The following is a 25,640-nucleotide window of genomic DNA, read 5'->3' on the forward strand; positions in this document are numbered from 1 at the left end:
GGGGATGGATTCAAAATAACCGCAAAGACTCAGAGATCCGCAAAGTAATTAATATACCATGAAGTTTGAATTGTATTTTAATCCAAAAATATTAGTTCATAAAATTATTATTCATAAATTGGTGGTGAGAGTTTTTTGAATCTTTAATCCCAATACTTATGAAGAATGTTTTAGTGCTAATGTTTTTGTTTTTTATAGTGGCGGCCTGCAGCAAGTCTGAGGAAGGTTATAGGCCTGAAGGTGGCTTGGCGGTCAGCCAGGATACTGTAATGGTGGATGCAGGAGAGGAGATTTTGTATTTGAAAACCGGCTTGTATCAATCCGTGCTTTCCGACGATCGTAGATATTTATATAATTTTGACGCCGACAGGAGTCAAGTGGAGAAGATTGACCTGGAGGAGCTGAAGTTAGTAGGGGCCACGCCCTATGAAAAAGAAGGTCCCAACGGTGTGGGCCAATACGTATATAGGATTTTTAGCGCCCCTTCTGATGAATTTTTCATTCTTTCCTTTGACCGTGGCGGCATCTTTGACCAGCAGGGCAATAAAAAGAAATCAGTATCACTCAAGCCCCAGGATTTATCAGGTGACGAGTTGAAGGTAAATGAAAATATGTTCAGTGGAGTGATCCCAAATTCCGACCCCAATAAGCTATATGGTACTTTCTCGAATTTCCATGAGGAGGAATTTTATTTTGGGGTGATAGATCTGGAGGAGAAATCCCTGAAAAAGGTCACTTTTCCCGAGCAGGAATACCAAAAGGATTATTTTTTCAGCTGGGTAAATGAAAAGGGCATGCCAATGGTCATGATGGGTCCCAACTATTTTGTTAACCAGGCCAAGGATAAGGTATTTATTACCAACAATGTGGATAACAGCATTCATATTTACAACCCAGAGGACGGGCTGGTGGAGAAAAAGGAAATGGATAACCAGCTTTTTGCTCATAGGAAAACCGGCAAATATAAGAAGACCATAGACTCGCAGGAGGAATTTAACAAAGCTATGGCGGACTTTAAAAAGGAAATCGCATTTAGCCAGCCGGTGTGGGATGAGAAAAACGAGAGGTTTTTGAGGTTCAGCTACCTGACCGAATCCAAACAGGACGCCGAGGGCAATAACAAGTCATCTAGTAAGGTTTGGCTGAGTGCTTTTGATACGGATTTGAACTTGCTGGGGGAGACGTTCCTGGAAGGGCTGACCAAAATACCCGCCCACCATTTCGTCAAAGACGGACAGATCTGGATGTTTGAAAACATGGATGACGAACTGGGATTTGTGAGATTCACGGTGGAGTAGAAAAAAAGTTTTCTCGCGGCGGGCGCGGCGTATTTCGCTGCGACGCTGCGAGAAATTAAGCTGGATAGTTTCACGCAAAGAGCGCAACGAAGGCGCAGAGACCGCCAAGTTTTTAATTCTAAACCCTAAATCATCCCCATAAGCCTTAAACTTTAAACCATAAACCCTTAATAATAAGGTCTCATCAAGTCCAATAGGTCTTTCGGTGGTCGGCAGGGGCGGTGGTTGTCGGTACGGATGAAGGTCAACAGGGTATAGCCCTCGTTGATGACCTCCCCGGCCTCGTTGATGATGGTGCAGTCGAAGCGGATCCTCACCCCGGGCATCTCCCTCACCTCCACTTTGATGGTCAGCAGTTCATCGTATCTGCCCGGTTTGTAGTAGCGGCTGTAATTTTCCAAAGCAGGCATCATGATGCCCTGTTCTTCCAGCTTTTTGTAGGAAAAGCCGATGTTACGCATGGCTTCCACCCTGCCCACCTCATAGTAGGCGGCATAATTTCCATAGTAGACATACCCCATCTGGTCTGTCTCAGCATATCTTACCCTTACCTGGGTTTCGGTAGTGAACATGGATTAATAGATTTTGGCCCTGTTTAAAGCCTGCTGGTAACGGCGGGCGTTTTGCAGGTGCTCGTTGTAGTTGGTGGCAAAGGCATGGTATCCGGAGAAGTCATCCTTGGCGCAAAAATAGATGTACTTATGGTCCTCGGCTGCTAGTACGGCATCAATGGAGCTGATATCCGGCAGGTTGATCGGTCCTGGAGGCAGGCCGGTGTATTTATAGGTGTTGTACGGACTGTCGATTTCTTTGTGCACATTGAGGACCCTCTTGATGCTGAAATCCTGCAGGGCAAAAACCAAAGTAGGGTCGGCCTGAAGGGGCATGTTCATCCTCAATCGGTTGAGGTAAACACCCGCCACCCGTGGCCTTTCATCCGACATTTGGGTTTCGGCCTGAACAATGGAAGCCAACGTGCTCACTTCCTTCCTGTCCAGATTCAATTGGGTGAGTTTGGCTGTCCTCTCCTCATTCCAGAATTTTTCATACTCCTTGTGCATCCTGTCAAAAAGCCCTTCGGGGGTCACGTTCCAATAAACCTCGTAGGTGTTTGGGATAAAAATGCTCATCACCGTTTCCTCTTTCAAATCGAATTTGGAGTAATAGGTGCTGTCTGTAAGGAGGCTTTTAAATTCCGCCTGATCCATTTCCAGGTTTCGGGTTACCTTTTCGGCCAGGTCTTCTTTGGTTCTGATGTTGTTGAAAGTAAGCCTCACTGGTGTCTGCCGGCCGGAGGAAAGCAGGGCCACCAGGTCCTTGTTACTCATCTTGGGTCTGATTTCGTAGAGACCGGGTTTAACATCATCCTGGTATCCTCTCACTTTTGCCACAAAGGAGAAGGTGACAATATCGTGGATGATTTCGTTCTTGGTCAGGCTGTCGGAGACGGTTTTGAAAGTGGCGCCTCTGGGAATTTTCAGTAGGGCGGGTTCCTCTTTGTCGGTCAGGGCATTGGGGGAGAAGAAAGCCTGGTAGAAATAAAATGTCATGGAGGTCATCAAAACGGTGACGGCAATGACAGCAATCAGGTATCGTTTGGTCTTTTTATCTGGGATCATATCCTATATTAACGCAGGAAGGGATGATTTTTTTCAAAAGTAGTCAAAAAAGAACAAAGGCGCAGGGAAAATGGACTGGCTCTTGGCCCTGCTAAACATTTTTTCAATTATATCACTTATCTTTAATAAATCTTTTTCAGCCATTAACCTATCAGCATATGCCTGCAGAATTTATCAAACTCTACCCGGAAAACCCCGATCCCCGAAGAATACAGCACATCGTCGACGTATTGCGAAACGGCGGGGTAATCATCTACCCTACGGATACCGTCTATGGTATTGGCTGTGATATTTTCAACCAAAAGGCCATAGAAAAGGTCTGCCAGATAAAAGGGGTGAAGCCGCAGAAGCAGAACTTTTCTTTCATTTGCTATGACTTGAGCGATATTGCTGACTACACTCGTACGGTGAGCACGCCTGTATTTAAGGTAATGAAAAAAGCCCTCCCGGGTCCATTCACATTTATCCTCAATGCCAATAATAATGTGCCCAAATTGCTCAACAGCAAAAAGAAAACGGTGGGTATCCGTGTGCCGGACCATTCCATTCCTAGAACCTTGGTGAAGGAACTTGGGCAGCCCATCGTGACCACCTCGATCAGGGATGAGGATGAGGTGATCGAATACAGCACCGACCCGGAATTGATTTATGAAAAATATAAGGACCTGGTGGATGTAGTAATCGACGGCGGCTATGGTAACAACGTGGCCTCGACCATCCTGGACTGCACCAGCGACGAAATCCTGATCGTAAGGGAAGGATTGGGGAATGTGGATGAAGTGGTTTAAAGCAGGTTCCTTCTTCGCGGAGAAGGGTTTAAAAGCGTGGTAAATTGATCACAATGGGCACAAAGTTAAAATAAGTTGCATAATGGAGCGGGAGTTCTTTGATTAGCTGAGCGGAGTCAAAGCTGGTCATTTTCTGGTTGCATAACCGGTCCCCGAGCGTAGCCGAGGGGGAGGAAGTAAGAGGTGAAAGGTGGAAAGCATTTGAGTTAAAAACAATGAGATCTATTAAAATTGTCATTGAAAGAGCGGAGGATCATTATGCAGCCTATGCGCCGGATGTTTGGGGGGTGACTGGGGTGGGAGATACTCCCAATGCAGCCAAAGCCGCAATTTTGGATGCAATTGACGTAGTGAAGGAGAATAAGCCTAATGATATTCCTGATGCCTTGAAAGGGGATTTTGAATTGGAATTTCAATACGATGTTGAAAGCCTTTTGAATTATTATAAAGGTATATTTACCAATGCGGCTATAGAAAAGGTGACGGGAATAAATCAGAAGCTAATTCAGCACTATGCAAGTGGTCTGAAAAAGCCGAGAACTGCCCAAAGGAAAAAAATTGAAGAAGGGCTTCACAAATTAGGCAAGGAGTTATTGGCTATTGAACTGTGACAAGACCCCATTTAAACCATCCAGATCTCGTGGAAATTTGTTAGGCTGGAAGGTTTTTCTTGTGGTGGTGATGGTTTAGGAGGTTATTTCCCGGCGCTGGAGCGCGGCGGGATGGTTTAGGAGTTTAGAGTGGGGGTCAGTTTACGTGGTACTTGGTACGTGGTACCTGGTACCAAGAGTGATAACATATCGAATGATGAATGATGAATAATGAAGATTGATAAAGGCAGTACAGTAATCACAGACCTATTATACCTGCCTCCGATAGAGTATTTTGCGGCGATAGAGGGAAAGGAGACCCTGATGATCGAGGGGCATGACAATTACCAGAAGCAGACCTATAGAAACCGGGCCTCCATCAGACTGGCCAACAAGGTGGAGCACCTTTCGGTACCTGTAAAAGGTGGAAAAGGCAGGCCTTTTAGGGAAATAGAAATAGATTATGAACAAAAGTGGGTCAACATTCACCTTCGTGGCATAAAAAGTGCTTATGGTAAAGCAGCGTTTTTTGAATATTTTTTTCCGTATTACGAAAGCGTATTTGAACGCAGGCCAACTCGGCTTTTTGACTTAAATCTTGAATTGCTGACACTTTGTCTTAAATTTTTACAACATCCTGTCAGAATAGTCGTAAGTACTGAATATCAGCCAAATGTGATATTTCAGGATTTGCGAGGGGTAATTCAGCCCAAAGAGTCCTACGAAGTTAGGGGTATTTACCGCCCCGTTCCTTACATGCAGCTCTTTGGCTTAGACTTTGTTCCCAACCTTAGTGTAATCGATTTGCTGTTTTGCGAAGGCCCTCAAGCCGGAAGGATAATATCACAGTCGAAAAAAACTATTGAACAAAGCCCCGAATGATTGTGTTTTTAAGTCAAATTAGATTACATTGAAGCAAGAGAAACAACATTATAAGAAAGGATATTAATGGAAGCAAAATTTTCAAATAGAGTCAAAGAGGTGATCTCTCTGAGCCGTGAGGAAGCTTTGCGGTTAGGGCATGATTACATAGGTACGGAACACCTCTTGTTAGGTATGATTCGTGAAGGAGAAGGTGTTGCTGTTTCCATCTTAAAGAAGCTCGGCGTGCCACTGGACGAGCTTCGCACCGCCATCGAGAGGGCGGTGAAGGGTACGGCCAATCACAACGTGAAGAACCTGGCCAACATCCCCCTTACCAGGCAGTCTGAAAAAGTATTGAAAATCACTTATTTGGAAGCAAAAATATTCAAAAGCCAATTGATTGGTACCGAGCATTTGCTGCTTTCTATCCTCAGGGATGAGGATAATATAGCCACACAGATATTGCAGAAATTTGATACTAACTATGACGCCGTAAAAGAAATGCTGGAATACCAATCCGACCAAAACCCGCGATCCAGAGCCGAAGCTGACGACCCAGATGAGGAAGGCAGCAAGTTGTTTGGATCAAGCAGCTCCGCAGGATCATCCAAAGGCAGCGCTGAAAAATCCAGAACCCCGGTTTTGGACAACTTCGGGCGCGACCTTACCAAGATGGCCGAAGAGGACAAGCTAGACCCTATCATCGGTAGGGAAAAAGAAATCGAAAGGGTAGCGCAGATTCTTTCCAGAAGGAAGAAAAACAACCCTATCCTGATCGGTGAACCTGGTGTGGGTAAAACCGCCATCGCGGAAGGCCTAGCCTTGAGGATTATCCAGAAAAAAGTATCCCGTGTGCTTTTCAACAAGCGCGTGGTGACTTTGGACCTGGCCTCTCTGGTAGCCGGTACCAAATACCGTGGTCAGTTTGAGGAAAGAATGAAAGCCGTGATGAACGAGCTTGAAAAATCCCCAAATGTGATCCTGTTCATTGATGAGCTTCACACGATTGTTGGGGCCGGTGGGGCAAGCGGTTCGCTAGATGCGAGCAACATGTTCAAACCAGCTTTGGCTAGGGGTGAAATCCAATGTATAGGAGCTACTACCCTGGACGAATACAGACAGTATATCGAAAAGGATGGTGCTTTGGCCAGAAGGTTCCAGATGGTGATGGTTGATGCCACTTCCCCTGAGGAAACGGTTCAGATCCTTAACAACATCAAAGACAAATATGAAGATCACCACAATGTAAACTATACCCCTGAGGCGATAGAGGCATGTGTGAATCTTTCAGATAGATACATTTCCGATAGATTCCTGCCGGATAAGGCCATCGATATCCTCGATGAGGCCGGTGCAAGGGTTCATATCAACAATATCCACGTGCCTGATGAAATCATCAAGTTGGAAAATGAAGTGGAAGATATCAAGGTAGAGAAAAACAGGGTGGTTAAAAGTCAGAAGTACGAAGAGGCTGCCCAGTTGAGAGACCGTGAGAAGAAGCTTCTTGAGCAACTAGACAGAGCAAAAGCCAAGTGGGAAGAGGAAAGCAAGACGAAGCGCTATACCGTGGAAGAGGAAAACGTGGCCGAGGTAATCGCGATGATGACCGGAATCCCTGCTAAGCGAATTGCCCAAAACGAAGGTGCCAAGTTGCTGAACATGGGCCAGGAGTTGAGAGGCAAGGTAGTGGGCCAGGATGATGCGATCAAGAAATTGACCAAAGCTATCCAGAGAACCCGAGTGGGATTGAAAGATCCTAAGAAACCAATTGGTAGCTTTATCTTCTTAGGTCCAACAGGTGTTGGTAAAACGGAGTTGGCCAAAATGTTGGCAACTTACCTCTTTGACAAGGAGGATTCCCTGATCAGAATTGATATGTCGGAATACATGGAGAAATTCAGTGTGTCCAGACTAGTGGGAGCGCCTCCAGGTTATGTAGGATATGAAGAAGGTGGTCAGTTGACTGAGAAAGTCAGAAGAAAGCCTTATTCTGTAGTACTCTTGGATGAGATTGAAAAAGCTCACCCTGATGTATTCAACTTGTTGCTGCAGGTACTGGATGACGGTATCTTGACAGATGGTTTGGGCAGAAGGGTGGATTTCAGAAACACCATTATCATCATGACTTCCAATATTGGGGTGAGAGATTTGAAGGACTTTGGTTCGGGAATCGGTTTTGCCTCCAAGGCTAAATTGGACAACCAGGATGACGTGATGAAGTCAACCATCCAAAGTGCGTTGAAGAAAGCATTCAGTCCGGAGTTCTTGAACAGGTTGGATGATGTGGTGGTGTTCAACTCGCTGACCAAGGAGCATATCCATGAGATCATTGATATCAGTTTGGCCAAACTGTTCAAGCGTATCACAGATCTGGGTTACAAGATTGAACTGACCGACAAGGCTAAGGATTTCTTGTCCGACAAAGGATATGATCAGCAATATGGTGCAAGACCATTGAACCGTGCGATTCAGAAATACCTGGAAGATGCCATCGCCGAGGAAATCCTCAAAGGTGAGCTATCAGAGGGTGATGTGATCGTAGCTGATTATCCAGGTGAGGGCGATGAGCTCAGCATCAAGGTTACCAAGCAGGAAAAAGCTGACTAATAAGTTCATAGATTGATTGATTGTTTGGATCCTCTCTGGCGTAGGCTGGGGAGGATTTTTTTTTGCCACAAAGACTCGAAGACGCTAAGTTTTTTCTCTTTGCGGCTTCACGCCACAGTGGCGATACTCTGTGAAATCCGAGAACGGAGTGGTTTTTTATAGCGGTTTTTTGGGCCACAAAGGCTCGAAGACGCTAAGTTTTTTCTCTTTGCGGCTTCACGCCACAGTGGCTATACTCTGTGAAATCCGAGAAATCAGTGGTTTTTTAGAGGGCTTTTTTGGGCCACAAAGGCTCGAAGACGCTAAGTTTTTTCTCTTCGCGCCTTCACGCCATAGTGGTAATACTCTGTGAAATCCGAGAAATCTGTGGTTTTTTAGAGGGCTTTTTTGGGCCACAAAGGCTCGAAGACGCTAAGTTTTTTCTCTTCGCGCCTTCACGCCATAGTGGTAATACTCTGTGAAATCCGAGAAATCTGTGGTTTTTTAGAGGGCTTTTTTGGGCCACAAAGGCTCGAAGACGCTAAGTTTTTTCTCTTCGCGCCTTCACGCCATAGTGGTAATACTCTGTGAAATCCGAGAAATCTGTGGTTTTTTAGAGGGCTTTTTTGGGCCACAAAGGCTCGAAGACGCTAAGTTTTTTCTCTTCGCGCCTTCACGCCATAGTGGTAATACTCTGTGAAATCCGAGAAATCTGTGTTTTTTTAGAGGGCTGTTTTGGGCCACAAAGGCTCGAAGGCGCTAAGTTTTTTCTCTTCGCGCCTTCACGCCATAGTGGTAATACTCTGTGAAATCCGAGAAATCTGTGGTTTTTTAGAGGGCTTTTTTGGGCCACAAAGGCTCGAAGACGCGAAGTTTTTTCTCTTTGCGGCTTCACGCCATAGTGGTTATACTCTGTGAAATCCGAGAAATCTGTATTTCTTCAGAGGGCTTTTTTGGGCCACAAAGGCTCGAAGACGCGAAGTTTTTTCTCTTTGCGGCTTCACGCCATAGTGGTTATACTCTGTGAAATCCGAGAAATCAGTGGTTTTTTTGAGGGCTTTTTTGGGCCACAAAGGCTCGAAGGCGCTAAGTTTTTTCTCTTTGCGGCTTCACGCCATAGTGGTTATACTCTGTGAAATCCGAGAAATCAGTGGTTTTTTTGAGGGCTTTTGTGGGCCACAAAGGCTCGAAGGCGCTAAGTTTTTTCTCTTCGCGCCTTCACGCCATAGTGGCTACCTGAAGACAGAAAGTAAAGCGATACCGCATTTTTTTGCGCAACAAAAAAGAGGCTCGTACACCTTCGCCGCGGCTACTTGGTACGTTGTACTTGGTACCTGGTACTCAAGCGTCAGTTAGAAATACGTAATACGAAGTACGAAGAAGTTGGCATGTTACCGTCCAGTTCTCTGATTCCTAGATGGATACAGGATGGGTGGTCTTTATGTTAACTTTTGAATAATACAGGTAGGGGGAATGGTAATTTTTAGTTTATAATAGGGAAAATATAGAGTAACATGCTATGTTCACCTTTGGGGTATGAAAGCAAGGTTCATACTCAGTACAATTTTAATGGCGTTCTCATTTGCTGTGCAGGCCGCCAATATTTCCGGGTTCGTAACGGATAAAGAAACGCAGGAGCCGCTAATCGGGGCGACGGTTCAGTTAGTGGGTACCAGTTATTATGCAATAGTTGGTTTAGATGGTTCTTATTCGGTGAGAAATCTGCCGGAGGGGACTTATGAGGTTGAGGTTTCCTTTGTGGGATATCAAAAAATCAGAGAGACTTTTTCAGTCAATGGCCAAAATATGAAACGGGATTTCCTGATGGCTCTTGACAATAATGACCTTGCCGAGGTGGTGGTAAGTGGCAGTGCGATAAAAGGTTCAGAAATGCAGGCCCGTACACTCGAGCGAAATGCTGCCAACACCATCAATGTGATCTCCAAAAAAGCAATTGAGCTTTCACCTGACATTACTGTTGCAAATATTGTTCAGCGTGTGTCAGGTCTTTCGGTAGAGAGGAATGCCAGCGGTGATCCACAGCACGCCATCGTGAGAGGTATGGACAAGCGGTATAACTATACCTTGGTAAATGGGGTGAAAATACCTTCCCCGGATAATCAAAACCGGTTTATCCCTCTGGATATCTTTCCCGCCCAGCTTTTGGAAAGGCTGGAGGTATCTAAATCCCTAACACCCATGATGGAAGGTGATGCCATTGGAGGTGCTGTAAATATGGTGATGAAGGATGCTCCGGAGGAATTTATGCTGGAAGGGGATATACAGTTGGGCTATAACCAAATTAATTTAGATAGAGGCTTCTACCATTATGATAGGTCAGACCTAAATATGAACTCCCCTTATCAGCAGTTCGGAGCTGATTACGCTGCTAGCATGGGGGATTTTACCACCTCCAATATGATGCTTAGAAACAAGACACCTATGCCGGATATCTTGGGAAGCCTTACTTATGGAGACAGATTTTTAAATGATAGGCTTGGCGTAATGCTGGGTGGAAGTTTCCAAAACAGCTACAGAGGATCGGACAGCAACTGGTACAGAGCTGATGTGGACAATTTTGGATCAGGAAGGCCTACTTTGACTAGGCTCCAGGAGAGAGTCTCCTCTACTCAGCAGCAAAGAGCCGCGTTTCACAGTAAGGTGGACTATGTTTTTAACCCCCAGCACAAACTGTATGTATATGCAGGTAATTATTTCTTGAATGACTTCAGAGTCAGAGAGATGTTGGATACGGATGTGGACGGCAGGAATTACAATTACCTAGGCGGCACCGGAATATTGACCCACATTACCCGATTTACCTCCAGATATCAAAATATCCAGACTTCAACTTTGGGGGGAGAGCACTCCTTTGGTTCCAGGGGAAGGTTTACCATGGACTGGTCAGGCGTCTACAGCTTGGCAGCCAGTGAAAGTCCCGATGATGGGATTTTCAAAAGAAATGGGGAAATGAGAGATTTTGAATTCCAGCCCCAGAACATTGAAAGAAGGAATTTCAGGCAGTGGCTTAACAATACCGACAGGGACCTTACCGCTTTCTTGAATTTCAGCTATGCCCCAGGGATTATCAATGATGAAACGCGTATCCAATTTGGAGGTATGTACAGGGATAAGGATAGAAACAGTTTTTTCAACCGATATATCTTTGATCCCACCAGTCCTGCTTTTCAGGTAGAGGGCGTTCACTGGGATACCTTTGAGGATGTAAGTTGGGCCCTGCTCAATCCGCGAGGCAATACTTCTGATCCTTTGAATTTTGACTCCTATGAAAAAATCGCCGCAGGATATATCAATACCAAATGGGATGTATTCAATACGGAGATCAATGCAGGGGTGAGAGTGGAGCATACCGATCAGGGTTATACCTTGGCTGTAGCCTCTCAAAGTGTGAACCCAGATAGCAGCCAGACTTATATTGATGTATTGCCCTCGGTTTCTTTCAAGCATCGCTTAAACAGTAAAATGAATCTTCGGGGATCTTATTATAAAGCCCTGTCCAGACCTGGTTTTCATGAGATTGTTCCTTATAGAATGGCTGAAGAAGATGGCTTTGATGAGCGGGGTAATCCAAACCTGCAAAGGGTAAGAGCCCACAATTACGACGTTAGGTATGAGTTTTTCCCAACCCTTTCGGAGCAAGTTTTGGTAGGTGCCTTTGTGAAGGACTTAAGAGACCCTATCGAATACACCTTGGCTAGAACCAATATTTTCACCGGACCACTTTCCCTTCAGCCTACCAATTTTGGAAACGCGGTCAATTGGGGTCTTGAGGCAGACTTTATCAAGTACTATAATAAAATAGGTATCAGGTTCAACTACACCTATACCAATTCTAGAATAACCACCAGCAAGATCGAGCGAAGAAGGGAAAATCCTGATGACCCTTCTTCCCAGCTCGTACAGGTGAGCGTAGACCAAACCAGACCGCTACAAGGGCAGGCTGACCATATAGGAAACCTGAGCTTGATGTACAAGGACCAGGTTTTGGGTCTGGATGCTCAAATATCAGCAGTCTACACGGGAGAAAGGATTGAGTTTGTATCCCCATTCCTTAATAATGACCACTGGTCGAGGCCAATTACCCAGCTGGACCTTTCGGTAGACAAGAATATCGGCAAGTCACTTACTGTATTTGTGAGGGTCAACAATATCCTGGACACCCCTTATGAGCTTTTTGTGAAAAGCCCATTGGCTCGAGAGGACGCGGTATTTCCATATCAGAACAACGTGAATGAAACAGTAGTAAGGAGTGATCGCTTCGGCCAATCCTACAGACTGGGACTTCGCTTTAGATTGAATCAATAACCAATTTATAACTAATACCTAATGAAAAAGTCAATTTTGAAATTTTGGATGATGGGAGCTCTCCTTGCTGGCGCAATAGCCTGTAGTGATGAGCAAAACCCAGTAGTCGATCCTGTGGAAGATGATCAGGATCAAAGTGTAGAGCCTACACAGGACAACATGTTCGGTGAGGTAAGCGGTGTTTGGGCTGCTAATGAAACCTACATTGTAACTGGGGACATTGTCATCCCTGAAGGCGAAAGCCTAACCCTTGAGGAAGGTGTCACTGTGATCATGGATGGTGATGGCCGTCAAGGTAGCAGTCCTGAAATCGTGGTAAGAGGTAGCCTTTATTCTTACGGTACCGAAAGCAACCGCGTCAGAATCACCGTGGCTGAAGATAAAAGGGTTCCTGCCAATCATTTTGCAGGTCTTTGGGGTGGTATTTCCACAACCGAAACAGTACAAGACTTGGTGTTTGAATACACAGATATTGAATTTTCGGGAGCTCCTGGCGAGGCCCACAATCCGATTGTACAAGAAGGAGAAATTGATGAGGGAGAGCCTCGTTACGCTATTTATATGCAGGATGACGGGTTGACATCAAACCTTATCCTATGGCACACCAGAATTGCATTCTCCAAGGATGATGCAATCAGATTGAACGGTGCTAAAACCTTGATCGCACACAGTATCTTCGAATTGAACGGTGAGACTGGTGGAGAAGCCATGAATGCTAAGTCTGGCACAGTAGGTGACTTCTGCTTCAACTTGATGTACGGCGTAGCAACCAATGGATTGAAGGTAGCAAACTCTAAAGGTAGAGAGCCTCAGGCTGACAACTATTACTATAACAATACCATCGTTAATTCTGGCTGGAGAAGAGCGCAGTCTGGTAGAGGGGGATCATTGAACTTCGAAAACGGAGCAAGAGGTTTGTCTTTCAACAACTTGGTAGTAAATTCTAGATACGGTTTGAGAATGGTTCCACCGGATAATCAGCCTGACATGGCTAACATCACATTTGGACATCAGTTTTACTATGGTGATGAGGAAATCATTGTAGAAGAGTTTTACCCTTCAAATGGTACTATCGGTAGAGAAGGCGGACAGGCAATCCCTGCATCTGATGTAGCTGGTGGTGTAGCTGAAAACGATCCAATGTTCGTAAATTACCAACTTGGTCAAGGTTTCAACATCGAGGCTGCCAGAGAAGGAAGCTCTACTGCTCCACTTGGAAATGCTGATTTCAGACTTCAGGCTGGTTCTCCAGCATTGACAGGTGCTTACACCGGTTTTGAACCAAGATACGCTTCTTATGAAGTGAATGGAAAAACTTACGAAACTCCTCGTCCGGCTGAATTCTTTGGTGCCTTTGGTCAGGGAAATTAATATTTTGTGATTATTCGCAATGATGCCAAAATCCTATTTTTCTTTGGCTGGCAGGACGGAAGGCCGAAGATAACTGCATCCTAGAGTCAGACCAAGATTCTGGCAGTTTAAAGGTTAACTGATGCTTGCGGATATACATATCAAATCAATTTTAAATGAAAAGGGGTTCTATGTGCATAGGGCCTCTTTTTTTAAATCATGAAAAAGTTTTCATTAGTATTCTTAGTCTTTTTGCAATTTTGCATACGGTCTCCCGAGCCGCAGCTGGATGAATGGGAGCAGTGGGAGCCCTTCCAGTCGGAATATTCATTGAATGAGTTGGAGCGGGTTTCCTTTTTTGTGGATGAAGGCATTGCCAAAGGGATGTCTACCTTGACGGAAGCTTCAGGATTGGCTTACAGTAGGAAAAATCCCGGTTACATTTGGACCCATCAGGACAGCGGGAATGATAATTTGATTTTCTTGCTTGATGCCAATACCGCAGAGACCGTCGCTGCCTATAGAATCCCGGGGATCTTCAACCGAGACTGGGAGGATATGGAAATAGGTCCTGGGCCTCAGGATGGAGTTGATTACATCTATTTGGGCGAAATCGGAGATAACCGACAGGCTTTTTCTACTTACAAGATCTACCGATTTGAGGAGCCTCTATTTGAGGAAGCGCACAGAGGAGAGGTAGTTGCCTTGGAGTGGGATTTTGATACCATTGAGTACAGGTATCCCGACAAGAGCCATGATGCAGAAGCCTTGATGGTGGATCCGGTCACCAAGGATATCTACATCGCCACCAAGCGGGATTTCAGGTCTATGGTTTTTGTGGCCCCGTACCCCCAGCCGGTGGATGAGCTCATGACCCTCACCCACGTGGGCAATTTGGGGTTTACACGGGCTTTGGCTGGTACGGTGTCGGTAGATGGAAATGAAGTGCTCATCAAGGACGACGCAAGGATATTTTATTGGCAACGGAATGAAGGAGAGAGCTTTGCCAAAATGCTCGCCCGAACGCCCAAACTTGCCCCCTATAATCCCGTGGAACCACAAGGGGAGGCTGTTTGCTTTGATTTGGATGGCGGATATTTCACGCTAAGCGAATTCAGCAACGGTATTGTGCCCGTACTTTACCATTATCCTAGGTAGATTGCTCTTTCGATAGAAACGAAATTAGATTTTAGAAGCAGGAAAGTTTTCTCTAATATTACATTCGGATTTGAAAAATTTGAAATGAATATTCCCAAAGGAGCAAGCTTGGCTGGTTTTATCTTCTTTTTTATAGCGCATATCAGTTTTGGCCAGGAGAAATCCGGGCCTTCATTTATGATAGGGACCAAGGCCTCCTATATCAATAATACTTGGAGAGGTACTTACAATGAATCCTTTGGGATGTATGGGGAGGGAAATTTTCCTTTGCTTCGCAAAAGTGACCTCAATGCCAGGCTTCAGTTTGGGGTGGACAAGACCATGGGGTGTGATGCCAATTGCCGCTCGATGTGGTTTCTGGCGCCAGTATGGGGTGGGGTGGGTTTTCAAAAAGACCTTTTGGTTTTGGAAAGGCACCTTTTCTATGCGGGCATTGGGGCAAAGCATTACTTTGGCGCCAACAATCTGGAAACGAATGAGCTGGAGGATCCCAGCCGCCTGATTTCAGGGCGTATTTTGATGCTCAACCTGACTGTGGGCTATTACCTGCCGGGAAATCTGCCTTTCGTGGTGAAGTACAGTTTTGATGGGGAGCAATTTTATCGCATAAATAGTCTATCCTTAGCCTGGAAGTTTGAATAGTTGTTGGTTCTAATCCCGTGACTATTAACGTTTTTTAATCTCTGAGGTGGAAACTAGACTTATAAAGGTGGCGTTGATTTTGCATAATGGGAAAATATGAAACTGTTTATCACGGACCTTATTCTTAAGCTTTTCTTTTTGTTTTCGCTGGTCCCTTTTGTCTTATCAGAAAAGGTGCAGCAGCGCTTTGACGTGCGGCTCAATCCTTTGGTAGAGGATTCAATCTTCACTACCGGGGAAAAGGTGGGGGAAGTGGACTCCAAAATGCTCGCAGAGGCCAGCGGGTTGGCAGTGTCCCGGATCCATCCTGGCTTGCTCTATTCCCATAATGACCGTGGAGGTAAACCTGATGTGCATATGATCGATTCCCTTGGGCGCCACCTAGGCATGATTCGCCTAGAGGGGGTTAAAAACCGGGATTGGGAAGATATTGCCATAGGTCCAGGGCCTGAAGAAGGGGTGAATTATATCTATGTAGGTGCAATAGGGGATAACGTTTCTGAATTTAAGAGTATCCAGGTGCACAGGTTTCCAGAACCTGCAGAAATCCAGGAAAGGCTGACCGTGAAGCCGGAAACCTTTACCTTTTCTTACCCCGACGGCCCCAAGGATTCCGAAACGATGATGGTGGATCCCTGGAATGGTGACCTGTATTTGCTTTCCAAACGAGACTCAAGTAATATCCTTTACAAAGCCCCCTACGAAAAACTCGGCCCAGATCCAATAGTGTTGGAAAAGGTAATGGAATTGCCGATCACGCTGTCCACAGGTGGAGATATATCAGCAGACGGCAAGGAAATTCTCATCAAGAACTATTGGGTGGTGTACTACTGGGTAAGGCAGGAAGGTGAAACCCTAGAAGAGGCCCTTGCCCGCAAAGCAACTCAGTTGCCCTATAAGCCAGAACCGCAAGGAGAGGCGATAGCCTTTACCCCTGATGCCGGCGCATATTACACCCTGAGTGAAAAAAGTTTCCGAATAGACCCTATTCTCTATAAATATTCCCGCAAGTCCTCAGGCAAATAGTTGGCTGTCTAGATCCTATTGCCTTAATTCGAAGTCTCAAATTCGACAAGCTCCCTATGCCCCAAATCACATCCGCTGTATTGATGGTTCGTCCTGCTGCTTTTGGTTTCAATCCAGAAACGGAGGATTCCAACATTTATCAAAAGCGGGATGACCGGCCGGCAAGGAATATACAATGCAAAGCACTGCTGGAATTTGACTGCAGCGTTGCGAAACTTCAGCAGAAAGGAATCCAGGTAATGGTGGTGGAGGATAAACTGGAGCCTTTGACTACCGATGCGGTGTTTCCCAACAATTGGTTTTCCACCCATGCCGATGGCAAAGTACTCCTATACCCAATGGCCTCGCTCATGCGGAGATTGGAAAGGCGGGTTGATATTATTGAAATGCTGAGTGCCAGGGGGTATAAAGTGGAGGAAATCATTGACCTCAGCTTCTTTGAAAATGATGGACAGTTTCTGGAAGGAACAGGCAGCATGGTGTTGGATCGGGAAAATAAGGTGATCTACGCCTGTTTGTCAGACCGTACGCATCCCTTGCCGTTGAGTTATTTGGGTGATATGTTGGGGTTTGAAGTAGTGAGTTTTTCCGCCTCCCAACGGCATGGAGACAGGAAAGTCCCGATTTACCATACCAATGTCATGATGCATGTGGGCAGTAAAGTGGCCGTAGTATGTCTGGATTGTATTGACCAGCCCAGTGTAGCCATGAGGATCAAAGAGAAGCTCCAGCAATCGGGCAAGCTGGTCCTTCCGATCAGTGTGCACCAAAAGTTTGCCTTTGCCGGCAATATGCTCGAGTTAAGCAATGCGGATGGGCAGCACTTCACAATATTATCCCAATCGGCTTTTGACAGCCTCAAGAAGGGGCAAAAACAGTTGTTGGAGAAATATACGGAGCTTATCATTTTTGACATCCCCACCCTTGAAAAGCTCGGTGGGGGAAGTGCCAGGTGCATGATTGCCGAGATTTTCTTGAATAGATAAAATCATTAATGCAGGCTTCCGATCAGCACCCTCGGCACCTTAATGGTTGTGACTGTGATGTTTCGTTTTTCAGCATTGATGCGGAAGTTTTCAATCACCTCAAGCACATCGTAGTCGATTGATTTGGAATTGCTCCCGTCAATGATTACCTGCTTGCCATTCTCAATTCCATCCAAGGCTTTGATTAAAGCGCCTTTATTCAGAAAACTTACCTCTTCAGCAAGCATGATGTGAATGATGGCGGGGTTTTCACCCGGCTGGGATTTAAAGAAATAGCTGTTTTTGAAATTCCGCATGATGATATAGACAATCGCCACAGCCATGCCCAAACCGATACCTTTGAGCAGGTCTGTAAACACAATCCCGACTATGGTCACAATAAAGGGCAGAAACTGGTCTAGGCCAAGCTTGTATTGAATCTTAAAAAGGGAAATCTTGGTCAGTTTGTAACCGATCAAAAGCAGGATAGCCGCCAAACTGGCCAATGGGATCAAGTTTAGTAGCATGGGGATCATCATAGCGCTGACGAGTAAGAGTATGCCATGGAAGATGGCCGAAGCTTTCGTTTTGTTGCCGGCAGTTATGTTGGCCGAACTCCTTACGATAACCGCGGTGAGTGGTAGGCCTCCAATCAGGCCATTGATCATGTTTCCGGTGCCCTGGGCGATTAGCTCGCGGTTTGGGGGGGAGATCCTTTTGTAAGGGTCGATTTTATCGGCAGCCTCCAAGCTGAGCAGGGATTCCAAGCTGGCAATAATGGCTATGGTAAAGGCAATGACCCACACTTGGGGCATAAAAAAGCCAGATAAGTCGAAAGTTGTCAGTTCGGCAAAGAAACCCTCGATACCGGATATGGCCGGAAGTTTGACTTTTTGGGTATCAATATAAAGCTGAGGTACAAAGAACTTGAAGAATTTATTGATTCCCACTCCAGCCAACACCACCAGCAGGGGGCCGGGGATGTAGGTCAGCACTTTGTTTTTTTTGACAAAAGGTCTTTCCCACAACAACATGATGGCCATGGAAACGATGGTGATGATCAGCGCACCATAGGAAAGTTCATGGGTCAAATTCCCCAGATCCTCTACGGCTTTGAAATCATTCACAAAAGGAATAAAGGCCGCTAGGTCAGAGGTGGTATTGACTCCAAAAGCATAGGGGATCTGTTTGATGATAAGGATAATGCCAATCCCAGCCAGCATTCCTTTGATTACAGAAGTAGGGAAATAATACCCGATGATACCAGCTTTCAAGTACCCCAAGGCAATCTGCATGGCTCCGGCCAGGAAGACAGCCGTGAGGAAAAGTTCAAAAACCTGCAGCTCGGTGATGGCATTGAGTACGATCACGGTGAGTCCTGCGGCCGGTCCAGAAACGGAAGTGTTTGAGCCAGAAAGAAAGCCGACCACAATGCCGCCCACAATGCCGGCAATAATACCGGAAAACAGGGGCGCGCCTGAGGAGAGTGCAATGCCCAGGCAGAGGGGCAGCGCTACCAAGAAGACTACCAGCCCAGCCGGTAGGTCAGATGCCAGGTTTGAAAACAAGCTGAATTTCGTTGCTTTATTCATGATCAGAAGGTTGAAATGGGTAAAGATGGGCGCAGGTAAGTTGTCAGACCTGCAAAAAGTCCAGAAGGGTGGTGGTTAAAACAGCAGTGTTTTAATTGGGTAGTCCATTTGATTGATTCTTTGTGGATCTCCTGTAAAAATAGAATAATTATTGAAAGTTTGGTGGGGTTTAGGGGGAATTTATTTGGAGACGGAGGACGGAAGACAGGATACGGAAAACTTAAAAATTGGTCACCAAGGACACTAAGTTTCTAAGTAAGTATGAAGTACGAAATTTGAAGTGCGAAGAACATACAGCCACTTCGACGAAAAAGACGGGAGATGGGAGAAGACGGTTTTGTGAGAAAAAAAGGCCTTCCGGTTTGTCGGGAGGCCTTTAAAGGTTATTTGCCGGTGTAGTTGAACGGCGTGATTTGTTGAAGTTCCTCTTTGATTTCATCGCTTACATTGAGGGTGGTGATGAATTCCTTTATAGAGCTTTCAGTGATTTTGGAATTGGTACGAGTAAGTTCTTTGAGGGCTTCATATGGCTTTGGATAGGCTTCTCTCCTCAAGATGGTCTGAATGGCTTCCGCCACCACTGCCCAATTGTCTTCCAAGTCCGCATCTATCGCTGCTTGATTCAACTCCAGTTTTCCCATTCCCTTTTTCAAAGACTCGAAAGAAATAAGCATATGCGCCAATGGTACACCGATGATTCTTAAAACCGTGCTGTCGGTAAGGTCTCTCTGCAATCGGCTGATGGGAAGTTTGGCTGCCAGGTGCTCCAATAAGGCGTTAGCAATTCCAAGGTTTCCTTCTGCATTTTCAAAGTCGATCGGATTGACCTTATGGGGCATGGCCGATGAGCCCACTTCACCTGCCTTGATCTTTTGCTTGAAGTAATTCATGGCCACATATTGCCAGATGTCTTTGGAGAAATCAAGCAGGATGGTGTTGATGCGTTTCAGGGCATCAAATTGAGCGGCCAGGTTGTCATAATGCTCGATCTGTGTGGTAGGGAAACTCCTTTCCAGGCCGAGGTATTTGCTTACGAAATTTTCGGCAAATCCGTGCCAGTCATTTTCTGGATAAGCGATGTAGTGGGCATTCATATTGCCGGTAGCCCCACCGAATTTGGCAGAATACGGAACCTGCTTCAATAGTTCCAGTTGCTTTTCCAACCTGTTGGCAAATACAAGCATTTCCTTGCCAAGCTTGGTAGGAGAGGCCGGCTGACCGTGCGTTTTAGCCAGAAGGGAAATATCTTTCCAGTCCGTGGCCATCTTTTTTATCCCGGCCAATACTTCATCAAAGGTTGGTAGGATGACTTTTTCCAAGCCTTCTTTCATCATCAGAGGCGTGGAGGTATTGTTGATGTCTTGGGAGGTCAAGCCAAAATGTATGAATTCCTTATACTGCTCCAGACCCAGCCGGTCAAATTTTTCCTTTAGGAAATACTCCACGGCTTTCACATCGTGGTTGGTGGTCTTTTCAATTTCTTTGATGTTCTGAGCGTCCTCCTCATTGAAATCGGCAGCGATTTTGCGCAGCTTACCGAAAAGAGAGGAGTCCACTTTTTCAAGTTGTGGAACGGGCATTTCACACAATGCGATAAAATATTCCACTTCCACGTGGACCCTATATTTGATCAGGGCAAATTCGGAAAAGTAATCGCGGAGAGATTCTGTTTTGCTCCCATACCTACCATCGATGGAAGAGACTGCAGTCAGCGTATTTAAAGTCATGAGTTTAGCTTGATTGGTTATTGACAGTACAAAGTTAAATCAAAAGGATAGAAATGGGGCACAAAGTTGAACTAAGTTAAAAAGAACTAGCGCATAGGGGGCGGGGGTGAAAAAAAACACAGATTACACGGATTTCACAGAAGGGGGCAAAATTCGGTCACAAAGTCTCTCAAAGTTTTAATTAAGTCGCACAAAGTAAAATTAGGCACTTTCTTTATACCCTCGACACTTTTTCTCTGGGACCTCTGTGCCTCTGCGGTTTTTTATTAATCGTCTTGTCGTCCTTGGTCCTTCGTATTTCGTACTTGTGAAAACATCTGCACTCTGAGATGTTTTATTAAAGGGTGAATGAATTTTTTATGTATAGAGTAACTATTATCATGTTTTTTCTATTTTTTCTAAGCCTTCAGGCCAGGGGGCAGACGGATCCGGATGGGTATGAATTTGAGGTGGAGATTTTTGAGATCGATGAGGACATCAAAATTGATGGACGATTGGATGAGGGAGCTTGGGGCAGGGCCAAGAAAGTTACCGGCTTTATCCAGCAATTCCCTGACGAAGGGGACCCGCCTGCAGAGGAAACTGAAGTCAAAATCATGTATGACCAGCGAAACCTATATATAGGAGCCAGGATCCACGATACCACAGAGAGTCCGCATATCATTTCTTCCCTGCAGCGAGACTATGATTTTTTTGAAAATGATGCCTTTGGGGTTCTTCTTGGCCCCTATGATGATGGGGCCAACGGTTTCTTTTTTGCTGTGAATCCTTTGAATATCCAGCTTGAAGCTTTGGTGACCAATGGCGATAATCTTCAGGAAGTGTGGGACAACCGGTGGACTTCTGCGGTGCAGGTATATGATGACTATTGGGAGGTCGAAATTGCCATTCCCTTTAAAACCCTTAGGTTTAATGAGGGTACAGATTATTGGAGGATAAATTTTATCCGGAATGACCGGAAGAATTTCCAGGCCTCCAGTTGGACGCCGGCTCCCATCCACCAAAACCTGATCAATTTAGCCTTTACCGGCTATATGCTGTGGGAAAACCCTTTGAGAAGTCGAGGACCCAATATTTCGGTCATTCCCTATGTGGCAGGTAACACCATGAAAAACCATGAAGCCGGTACCCCCTCGGAGCAAGGGGCGGCAGCCGGCTTGGATGCTAAAATAGCGGTAACCCCTGCCCTTAACCTGGACCTGACCCTAAACCCTGATTTTTCCACCGTGGAGGTAGACCAGCAACAGACCAATTTGGACAGGTTTGAGATTTATTTTCCCGAAAGGAGGCAGTTCTTTCTGGAAAATGCTGATTTGTTCTCTGATTTCGGTTTTACTTCCATCCGGCCATTTTTTTCAAGGAGGATCGGGATTGCTACCGATAGCTTGGGGCGGACTACTGAAAATAGGATTATTGGCGGAGCGAGGCTGAATGGGAAGATTGGGGATAACTTTCGGCTGGGGCTGCTGAACATGCAGACCGCCAGGGAGGAGGGTGTGGGATTCCCGGGGCAGAACTTCACCGTGGCTACCTTTCAGCAGAAAATGTTCTCCCGATCCAATATTGCCGGAATTTTCGTCAATCGGGAAACGACCAGCAGACAGGAGGGAGGCACATCCTTGCCAGATTACAACAGGCTCATCGGGCTCGACTATAATTTGGCCTCTCCAAACGATAGGTGGAATGGGATATTTTTTGTCCATAAGACATTTAGTCCGCACCTAAGTGGGGATGACTATTCCCATGCGAGTTATTTGAGATACAATACTAGGAGATTTGAAATCACCTGGAACCATGAGTATGTGGGTGAAAACTTCAATGCCGAAGTAGGCTATGTGCCGAGGGTGGGGTACTGGAGATTGGAACCCAGTGCGGAGTTTAGGATTTACCCCTTGGGGACTGCGGCTCAAGTGCATAAATTCAAAGTCTATTATGATCTATATAAAGACAGTAATTTTGGATTAAAAACCGACGAGAGGTTTACCTTCAATTACCGGATGGAGTTCAGGAATACGGCCTATTTGAATTTCAGGCTTTACAATGAATTTATTTACCTCTTTTTCCCATTTGACCCCACCCGTACCGATGGGGAGCAACTCTCGGAAGGTACTACGCATCAATACACCCGGGCAGGGGTGACTTATGTGTCGGATGTAAGAAAGCGACTGAACTTTTACGCCAGTACTTACTATGGTGGTTTTTATAACGGGACTAGGGCATATTTCCGAAACGAGATCATCTACAGGGCCCAACCCTATGGGTCAGTTTCCCTTTTTGCCGAATTCAACAGCATTAATCTGCCGGAACCGTATAACAGTGCAGACCTCTGGTTGGTAGGGCCGAGGTTTGAGATTTCCTTCACCGATGAGCTTTTTCTCAGTACTTTTATCCAATACAACAACCAGATTAATAATATCAACCTCAACACCCGTTTTCAGTGGAGGTTTAAGCCTGTTTCGGATCTGTTTATTGTATATAGGGATGATTACTTCCCCAATCTTCAGGTCAAAAACCGATCTGTTGTGCTGAAGTTGACTTACTGGTTGAATTTGTAGATAGAGAGAAAAAATGGGTCACGAAGAAAAAAATGGGTTACAATGAGGGCACAAAGGGGAATTGAAAATTAGGAATGAGGAATTAACGGTGCCTTTGTACCTAATTCTCCATTCAAAATTAATAAATTGGACACAAAGGGCTCCAAGGAAAAGAAGGGCACAAAGAAATGGACTGAAAGGAAAAGGATCACCCGTCACGCCTGTGCGCCGTGGAGTACCCCACTCTCCCATTCATGTACCAAAATTAGGGGGTTCAAACTTTCTTTTGCCGAAAATAATTCTTGAGGGTTTTGGGGTGGAATAAATCTATACTTTTGCGGCATGGTAATGAGGTTAGGAATCTTTTTGGTGATGTTTTCCATGCTGTCCCCGGTTTTGGCTGGGAAGGGTGATAAGGATAAAAGAAGGCCATTTGAGATGAATGTGGTCAAGACCGATCAGGAGATGAGGATTGATGGGCAGCTGGATGAGGATATCTGGTCTGAGGTGGATGCCGTGAGTGGTTTTGTGCAGCAATTTCCCGATGAAGGTGACCCCGCCACGGAGATGACCGAGGTAAAGATGGTCTATGATGACAACTTTTTGTACGTTTCGGCGGTGATGCATGATAAGACTCCTGGAGCCAATATCGTTTCCTCTCTGAAAAGAGACTTTATTTTTGCCGATAACGATGCCTTTGGCGTCATCCTAGGCCCCTATGATGACGGCAACAATGGTTTTTTCTTCTCTGTAAACCCTTGGAACATCCAGCTTGAAGGCTTGGTCAACAATGGGACCTACGTTTCTGAAGTATGGGACAACCGCTGGTATTCGGCCGTGCAGCGGTATGAGGGATATTGGGCTGTGGAAATAGCCATTCCCTTCAAGACCCTGAGGTTTACCGAAGGCACCGATTATTGGAAAGTCAATTTCATCCGAAATGACCTCAAAAACTTTGAAACATCCTCCTGGGTGCCAGTGCCTATTAACCAACGGATTACCAATTTAGCTTTTACCGGATATATGAATTGGGAGCATCCCTTGAGGAAAACCGGCCCCAATATCGCCTTGATCCCTTATGCTGCTGGAAATACGGCGAAGGATTTTCAAGGCGGCACTCCTTCCGAACAGGGCGGTGCGGTAGGTATGGACGCCAAAATTGCGGTGACACCATCATTGAATCTGGACCTGACCGTCAACCCTGACTTTTCCACTGTGGAGGTGGATCAGCAACAAACCAATCTTAACCGTTTTGAACTTTACTTTCCCGAAAGGAGACAGTTTTTTCTGGAAAATGCCGACTTGTTTTCCTCTTTTGGGTTTCGACAGATTCGTCCCTTTTTCTCGCGGAGGATAGGTATTGCCACCGATAGTATGGGGAGGTCTTCAAACAACAGGATACTTTATGGAGCCAGGCTAAATGGAAATGTTGGGGACAATCTGAGGGTAGGTCTATTAAATATGCAGACCGCCCAAGAGGATGCGATAGGGTTTCCAGGCCAAAACTATACAGTGGGGACGTTTCAACGCAAGGTTTTCAGTCGATCCAGCATTGCCGGGATATTTGTCAACCGGCAGACCACCCACGTTTCGGAGAGTGGCACGAGCATGCCGGAGTTTAACCGGATGGTAGGGGTGGATTATAACTTGGCTTCCAGTGACAACAAATGGAACGGCAAGTTTTTTTACCACCAGAGCTTTAGCCCCCACAAAAGAGGGGATGAATATACCCATGCGTCTTATTTGGGGTACAATACCAAGAACTGGCATATCATGTGGAACCATGAGTATGTGGGCGAAAATTACAACGCCGAAGTGGGTTTTGTGCCCCGCCGAGGATATTGGAGACTTGAGCCGAGCATACAGTACAGATTTTTCCCGAAGGGGAAAAAAGTGCTACAGCATAGCTTCAGAGTAAGTTATGATGCTTACACAGATCGGGATTTCGGGATGCTGACAGATGAGTGGCGGACTTTTAACTACCGCTTGGAGTGGAAAAATACCTCTAGCTTGAATTTTAATCTTTTTAACGAGTATGTGTATTTGTTTGCTCCATTTGACCCTACGCGGACGGGCGGTGAGAGATTGGAAGCAGGGACGGATTATAGGTACACCCGTGCCGGGGTGACTTACACGTCCGATACACGGAAGTTTTTCAATTACAGCACACAGGTGTATCACGGGGAGTATTTTAATGGCGATAGGTTTTATTGGAGGACAAACCTGAACTATAGAATCCAGCCCTATGGTAGTATTTCCCTGTTTGCGGAGTACAATAAGATTGACATGCCAGCCCCCTACAACAGTGCCGACCTATGGCTGGTGGGACCAAGATTTGAAGTTTCTTTCACCGATGAACTGTTTTTGAGTACCTTTGTTCAATATAATAATCAGATTGATAATCTTAATATCAATACTAGATTCCAATGGAGGTTCAGGCCGGTTTCGGATCTGTTTATCGTTTACACGGATAATTATTTCCCGGAGTACATGCAGGTAAAAAACAGATCGCTGGTCTTGAAGTTAACCTATTGGATTAATGTTTAATTAAGAAATATGCTATGCGAAATAGGGA

The 25,640-nt window shown here is 45.5% G+C and carries 17 protein-coding genes; 13 read left to right on the forward strand and 4 right to left on the reverse strand.

Annotated features, from left to right (window positions below; translation table 11 throughout):
• Positions 1-158 precede the first annotated feature (158 nt).
• On the forward strand, positions 159-1,298 hold the full coding sequence (locus KI659_RS07425) for a DUF4221 family protein (RefSeq protein ID WP_213944723.1): 1,140 nt from the start codon (positions 159-161) through the stop codon (positions 1,296-1,298).
• 167 nt (positions 1,299-1,465) lie between these two features.
• On the opposite strand, the gene KI659_RS07430 is transcribed toward KI659_RS07425, so the two are convergent.
• Together KI659_RS07430 and mltG are read right to left on the reverse strand one after the other, a co-directional pair.
• Positions 1,466-1,870 (reverse strand): acyl-CoA thioesterase, encoded by a 405-nt coding sequence (locus KI659_RS07430; RefSeq protein WP_213944724.1) that lies wholly within the window; start codon positions 1,868-1,870, stop codon positions 1,466-1,468.
• Between the two features lie 3 nt (positions 1,871-1,873).
• Complete coding sequence (gene mltG / locus KI659_RS07435) at positions 1,874-2,917, reverse strand: endolytic transglycosylase MltG (protein WP_213944725.1); 1,044 nt, start codon at positions 2,915-2,917, stop codon at positions 1,874-1,876.
• Between the two features lie 158 nt (positions 2,918-3,075).
• Between mltG and KI659_RS07440 the strand changes: the two genes are divergently transcribed.
• The 10 genes from KI659_RS07440 to ctlX all read left to right on the forward strand — a co-directional run bounded on the left by KI659_RS07440 (position 3,076) and on the right by ctlX (position 17,233).
• Positions 3,076-3,705 carry an L-threonylcarbamoyladenylate synthase gene (locus KI659_RS07440; RefSeq protein ID WP_213944726.1) on the forward strand — a complete coding sequence of 210 codons (630 nt, stop codon included), beginning with the start codon at positions 3,076-3,078 and terminating at the stop codon, positions 3,703-3,705.
• Positions 3,706-3,920: 215 nt separating this feature from the next.
• A complete protein-coding gene (locus tag KI659_RS07445) occupies positions 3,921-4,316 on the forward strand; it encodes a type II toxin-antitoxin system HicB family antitoxin (RefSeq protein ID WP_213944727.1) in 396 nt (131 codons plus the stop codon).
• Positions 4,317-4,526: 210 nt separating this feature from the next.
• A complete protein-coding gene (locus KI659_RS07450; RefSeq protein ID WP_213944728.1) occupies positions 4,527-5,177 on the forward strand; it encodes a WbqC family protein in 651 nt (216 codons plus the stop codon).
• Positions 5,178-5,243: 66 nt separating this feature from the next.
• A complete protein-coding gene (locus KI659_RS07455; RefSeq protein WP_213944729.1) occupies positions 5,244-7,766 on the forward strand; it encodes an ATP-dependent Clp protease ATP-binding subunit in 2,523 nt (840 codons plus the stop codon).
• Between the two features lie 1,548 nt (positions 7,767-9,314).
• Complete coding sequence (locus tag KI659_RS07460) at positions 9,315-12,071, forward strand: TonB-dependent receptor (protein WP_246535323.1); 2,757 nt, start codon at positions 9,315-9,317, stop codon at positions 12,069-12,071.
• Between the two features lie 21 nt (positions 12,072-12,092).
• The gene (locus tag KI659_RS07465) at positions 12,093-13,442 is read left to right on the forward strand and encodes a hypothetical protein (protein WP_213944731.1); all 1,350 of its coding nucleotides are present in this window, start codon (positions 12,093-12,095) and stop codon (positions 13,440-13,442) included.
• A gap of 198 nt (positions 13,443-13,640) precedes the next feature.
• Complete coding sequence (locus tag KI659_RS07470) at positions 13,641-14,579, forward strand: hypothetical protein (protein ID WP_246535324.1); 939 nt, start codon at positions 13,641-13,643, stop codon at positions 14,577-14,579.
• Between the two features lie 84 nt (positions 14,580-14,663).
• Positions 14,664-15,221 (forward strand): hypothetical protein, encoded by a 558-nt coding sequence (locus KI659_RS07475; RefSeq protein WP_213944732.1) that lies wholly within the window; start codon positions 14,664-14,666, stop codon positions 15,219-15,221.
• A gap of 96 nt (positions 15,222-15,317) precedes the next feature.
• Positions 15,318-16,247 carry a hypothetical protein gene (locus tag KI659_RS07480; RefSeq protein WP_213944733.1) on the forward strand — a complete coding sequence of 310 codons (930 nt, stop codon included), beginning with the start codon at positions 15,318-15,320 and terminating at the stop codon, positions 16,245-16,247.
• Between the two features lie 56 nt (positions 16,248-16,303).
• The gene (gene ctlX / locus KI659_RS07485) at positions 16,304-17,233 is read left to right on the forward strand and encodes a citrulline utilization hydrolase CtlX (RefSeq protein WP_246535325.1); all 930 of its coding nucleotides are present in this window, start codon (positions 16,304-16,306) and stop codon (positions 17,231-17,233) included.
• Between the two features lie 5 nt (positions 17,234-17,238).
• Here the strand turns inward: ctlX and KI659_RS07490 are convergent, their stop codons facing one another.
• Together KI659_RS07490 and purB are read right to left on the reverse strand one after the other, a co-directional pair.
• Entirely contained in the window at positions 17,239-18,804 is a 1,566-nt protein-coding gene (locus tag KI659_RS07490; RefSeq protein ID WP_213944734.1) for a SulP family inorganic anion transporter, read from the reverse strand.
• A gap of 383 nt (positions 18,805-19,187) precedes the next feature.
• Complete coding sequence (gene purB, locus KI659_RS07495) at positions 19,188-20,531, reverse strand: adenylosuccinate lyase (RefSeq protein WP_213944735.1); 1,344 nt, start codon at positions 20,529-20,531, stop codon at positions 19,188-19,190.
• 359 nt (positions 20,532-20,890) lie between these two features.
• Between purB and KI659_RS07500 the strand changes: the two genes are divergently transcribed.
• Both KI659_RS07500 and KI659_RS07505 read left to right on the forward strand, forming a co-directional pair.
• Positions 20,891-23,086: a carbohydrate binding family 9 domain-containing protein gene (locus tag KI659_RS07500; protein WP_246535326.1), complete on the forward strand. Its 2,196-nt coding sequence runs from the start codon at positions 20,891-20,893 to the stop codon at positions 23,084-23,086.
• A 327-nt stretch (positions 23,087-23,413) separates the two neighbouring features.
• On the forward strand, positions 23,414-25,612 hold the full coding sequence (locus KI659_RS07505; RefSeq protein ID WP_246535327.1) for a DUF5916 domain-containing protein: 2,199 nt from the start codon (positions 23,414-23,416) through the stop codon (positions 25,610-25,612).
• Positions 25,613-25,640 lie beyond the last annotated feature (28 nt).

Source organism: Litoribacter ruber (genome assembly GCF_018449405.1).
Classification (GTDB): domain Bacteria; phylum Bacteroidota; class Bacteroidia; order Cytophagales; family Cyclobacteriaceae; genus Litoribacter; species Litoribacter ruber.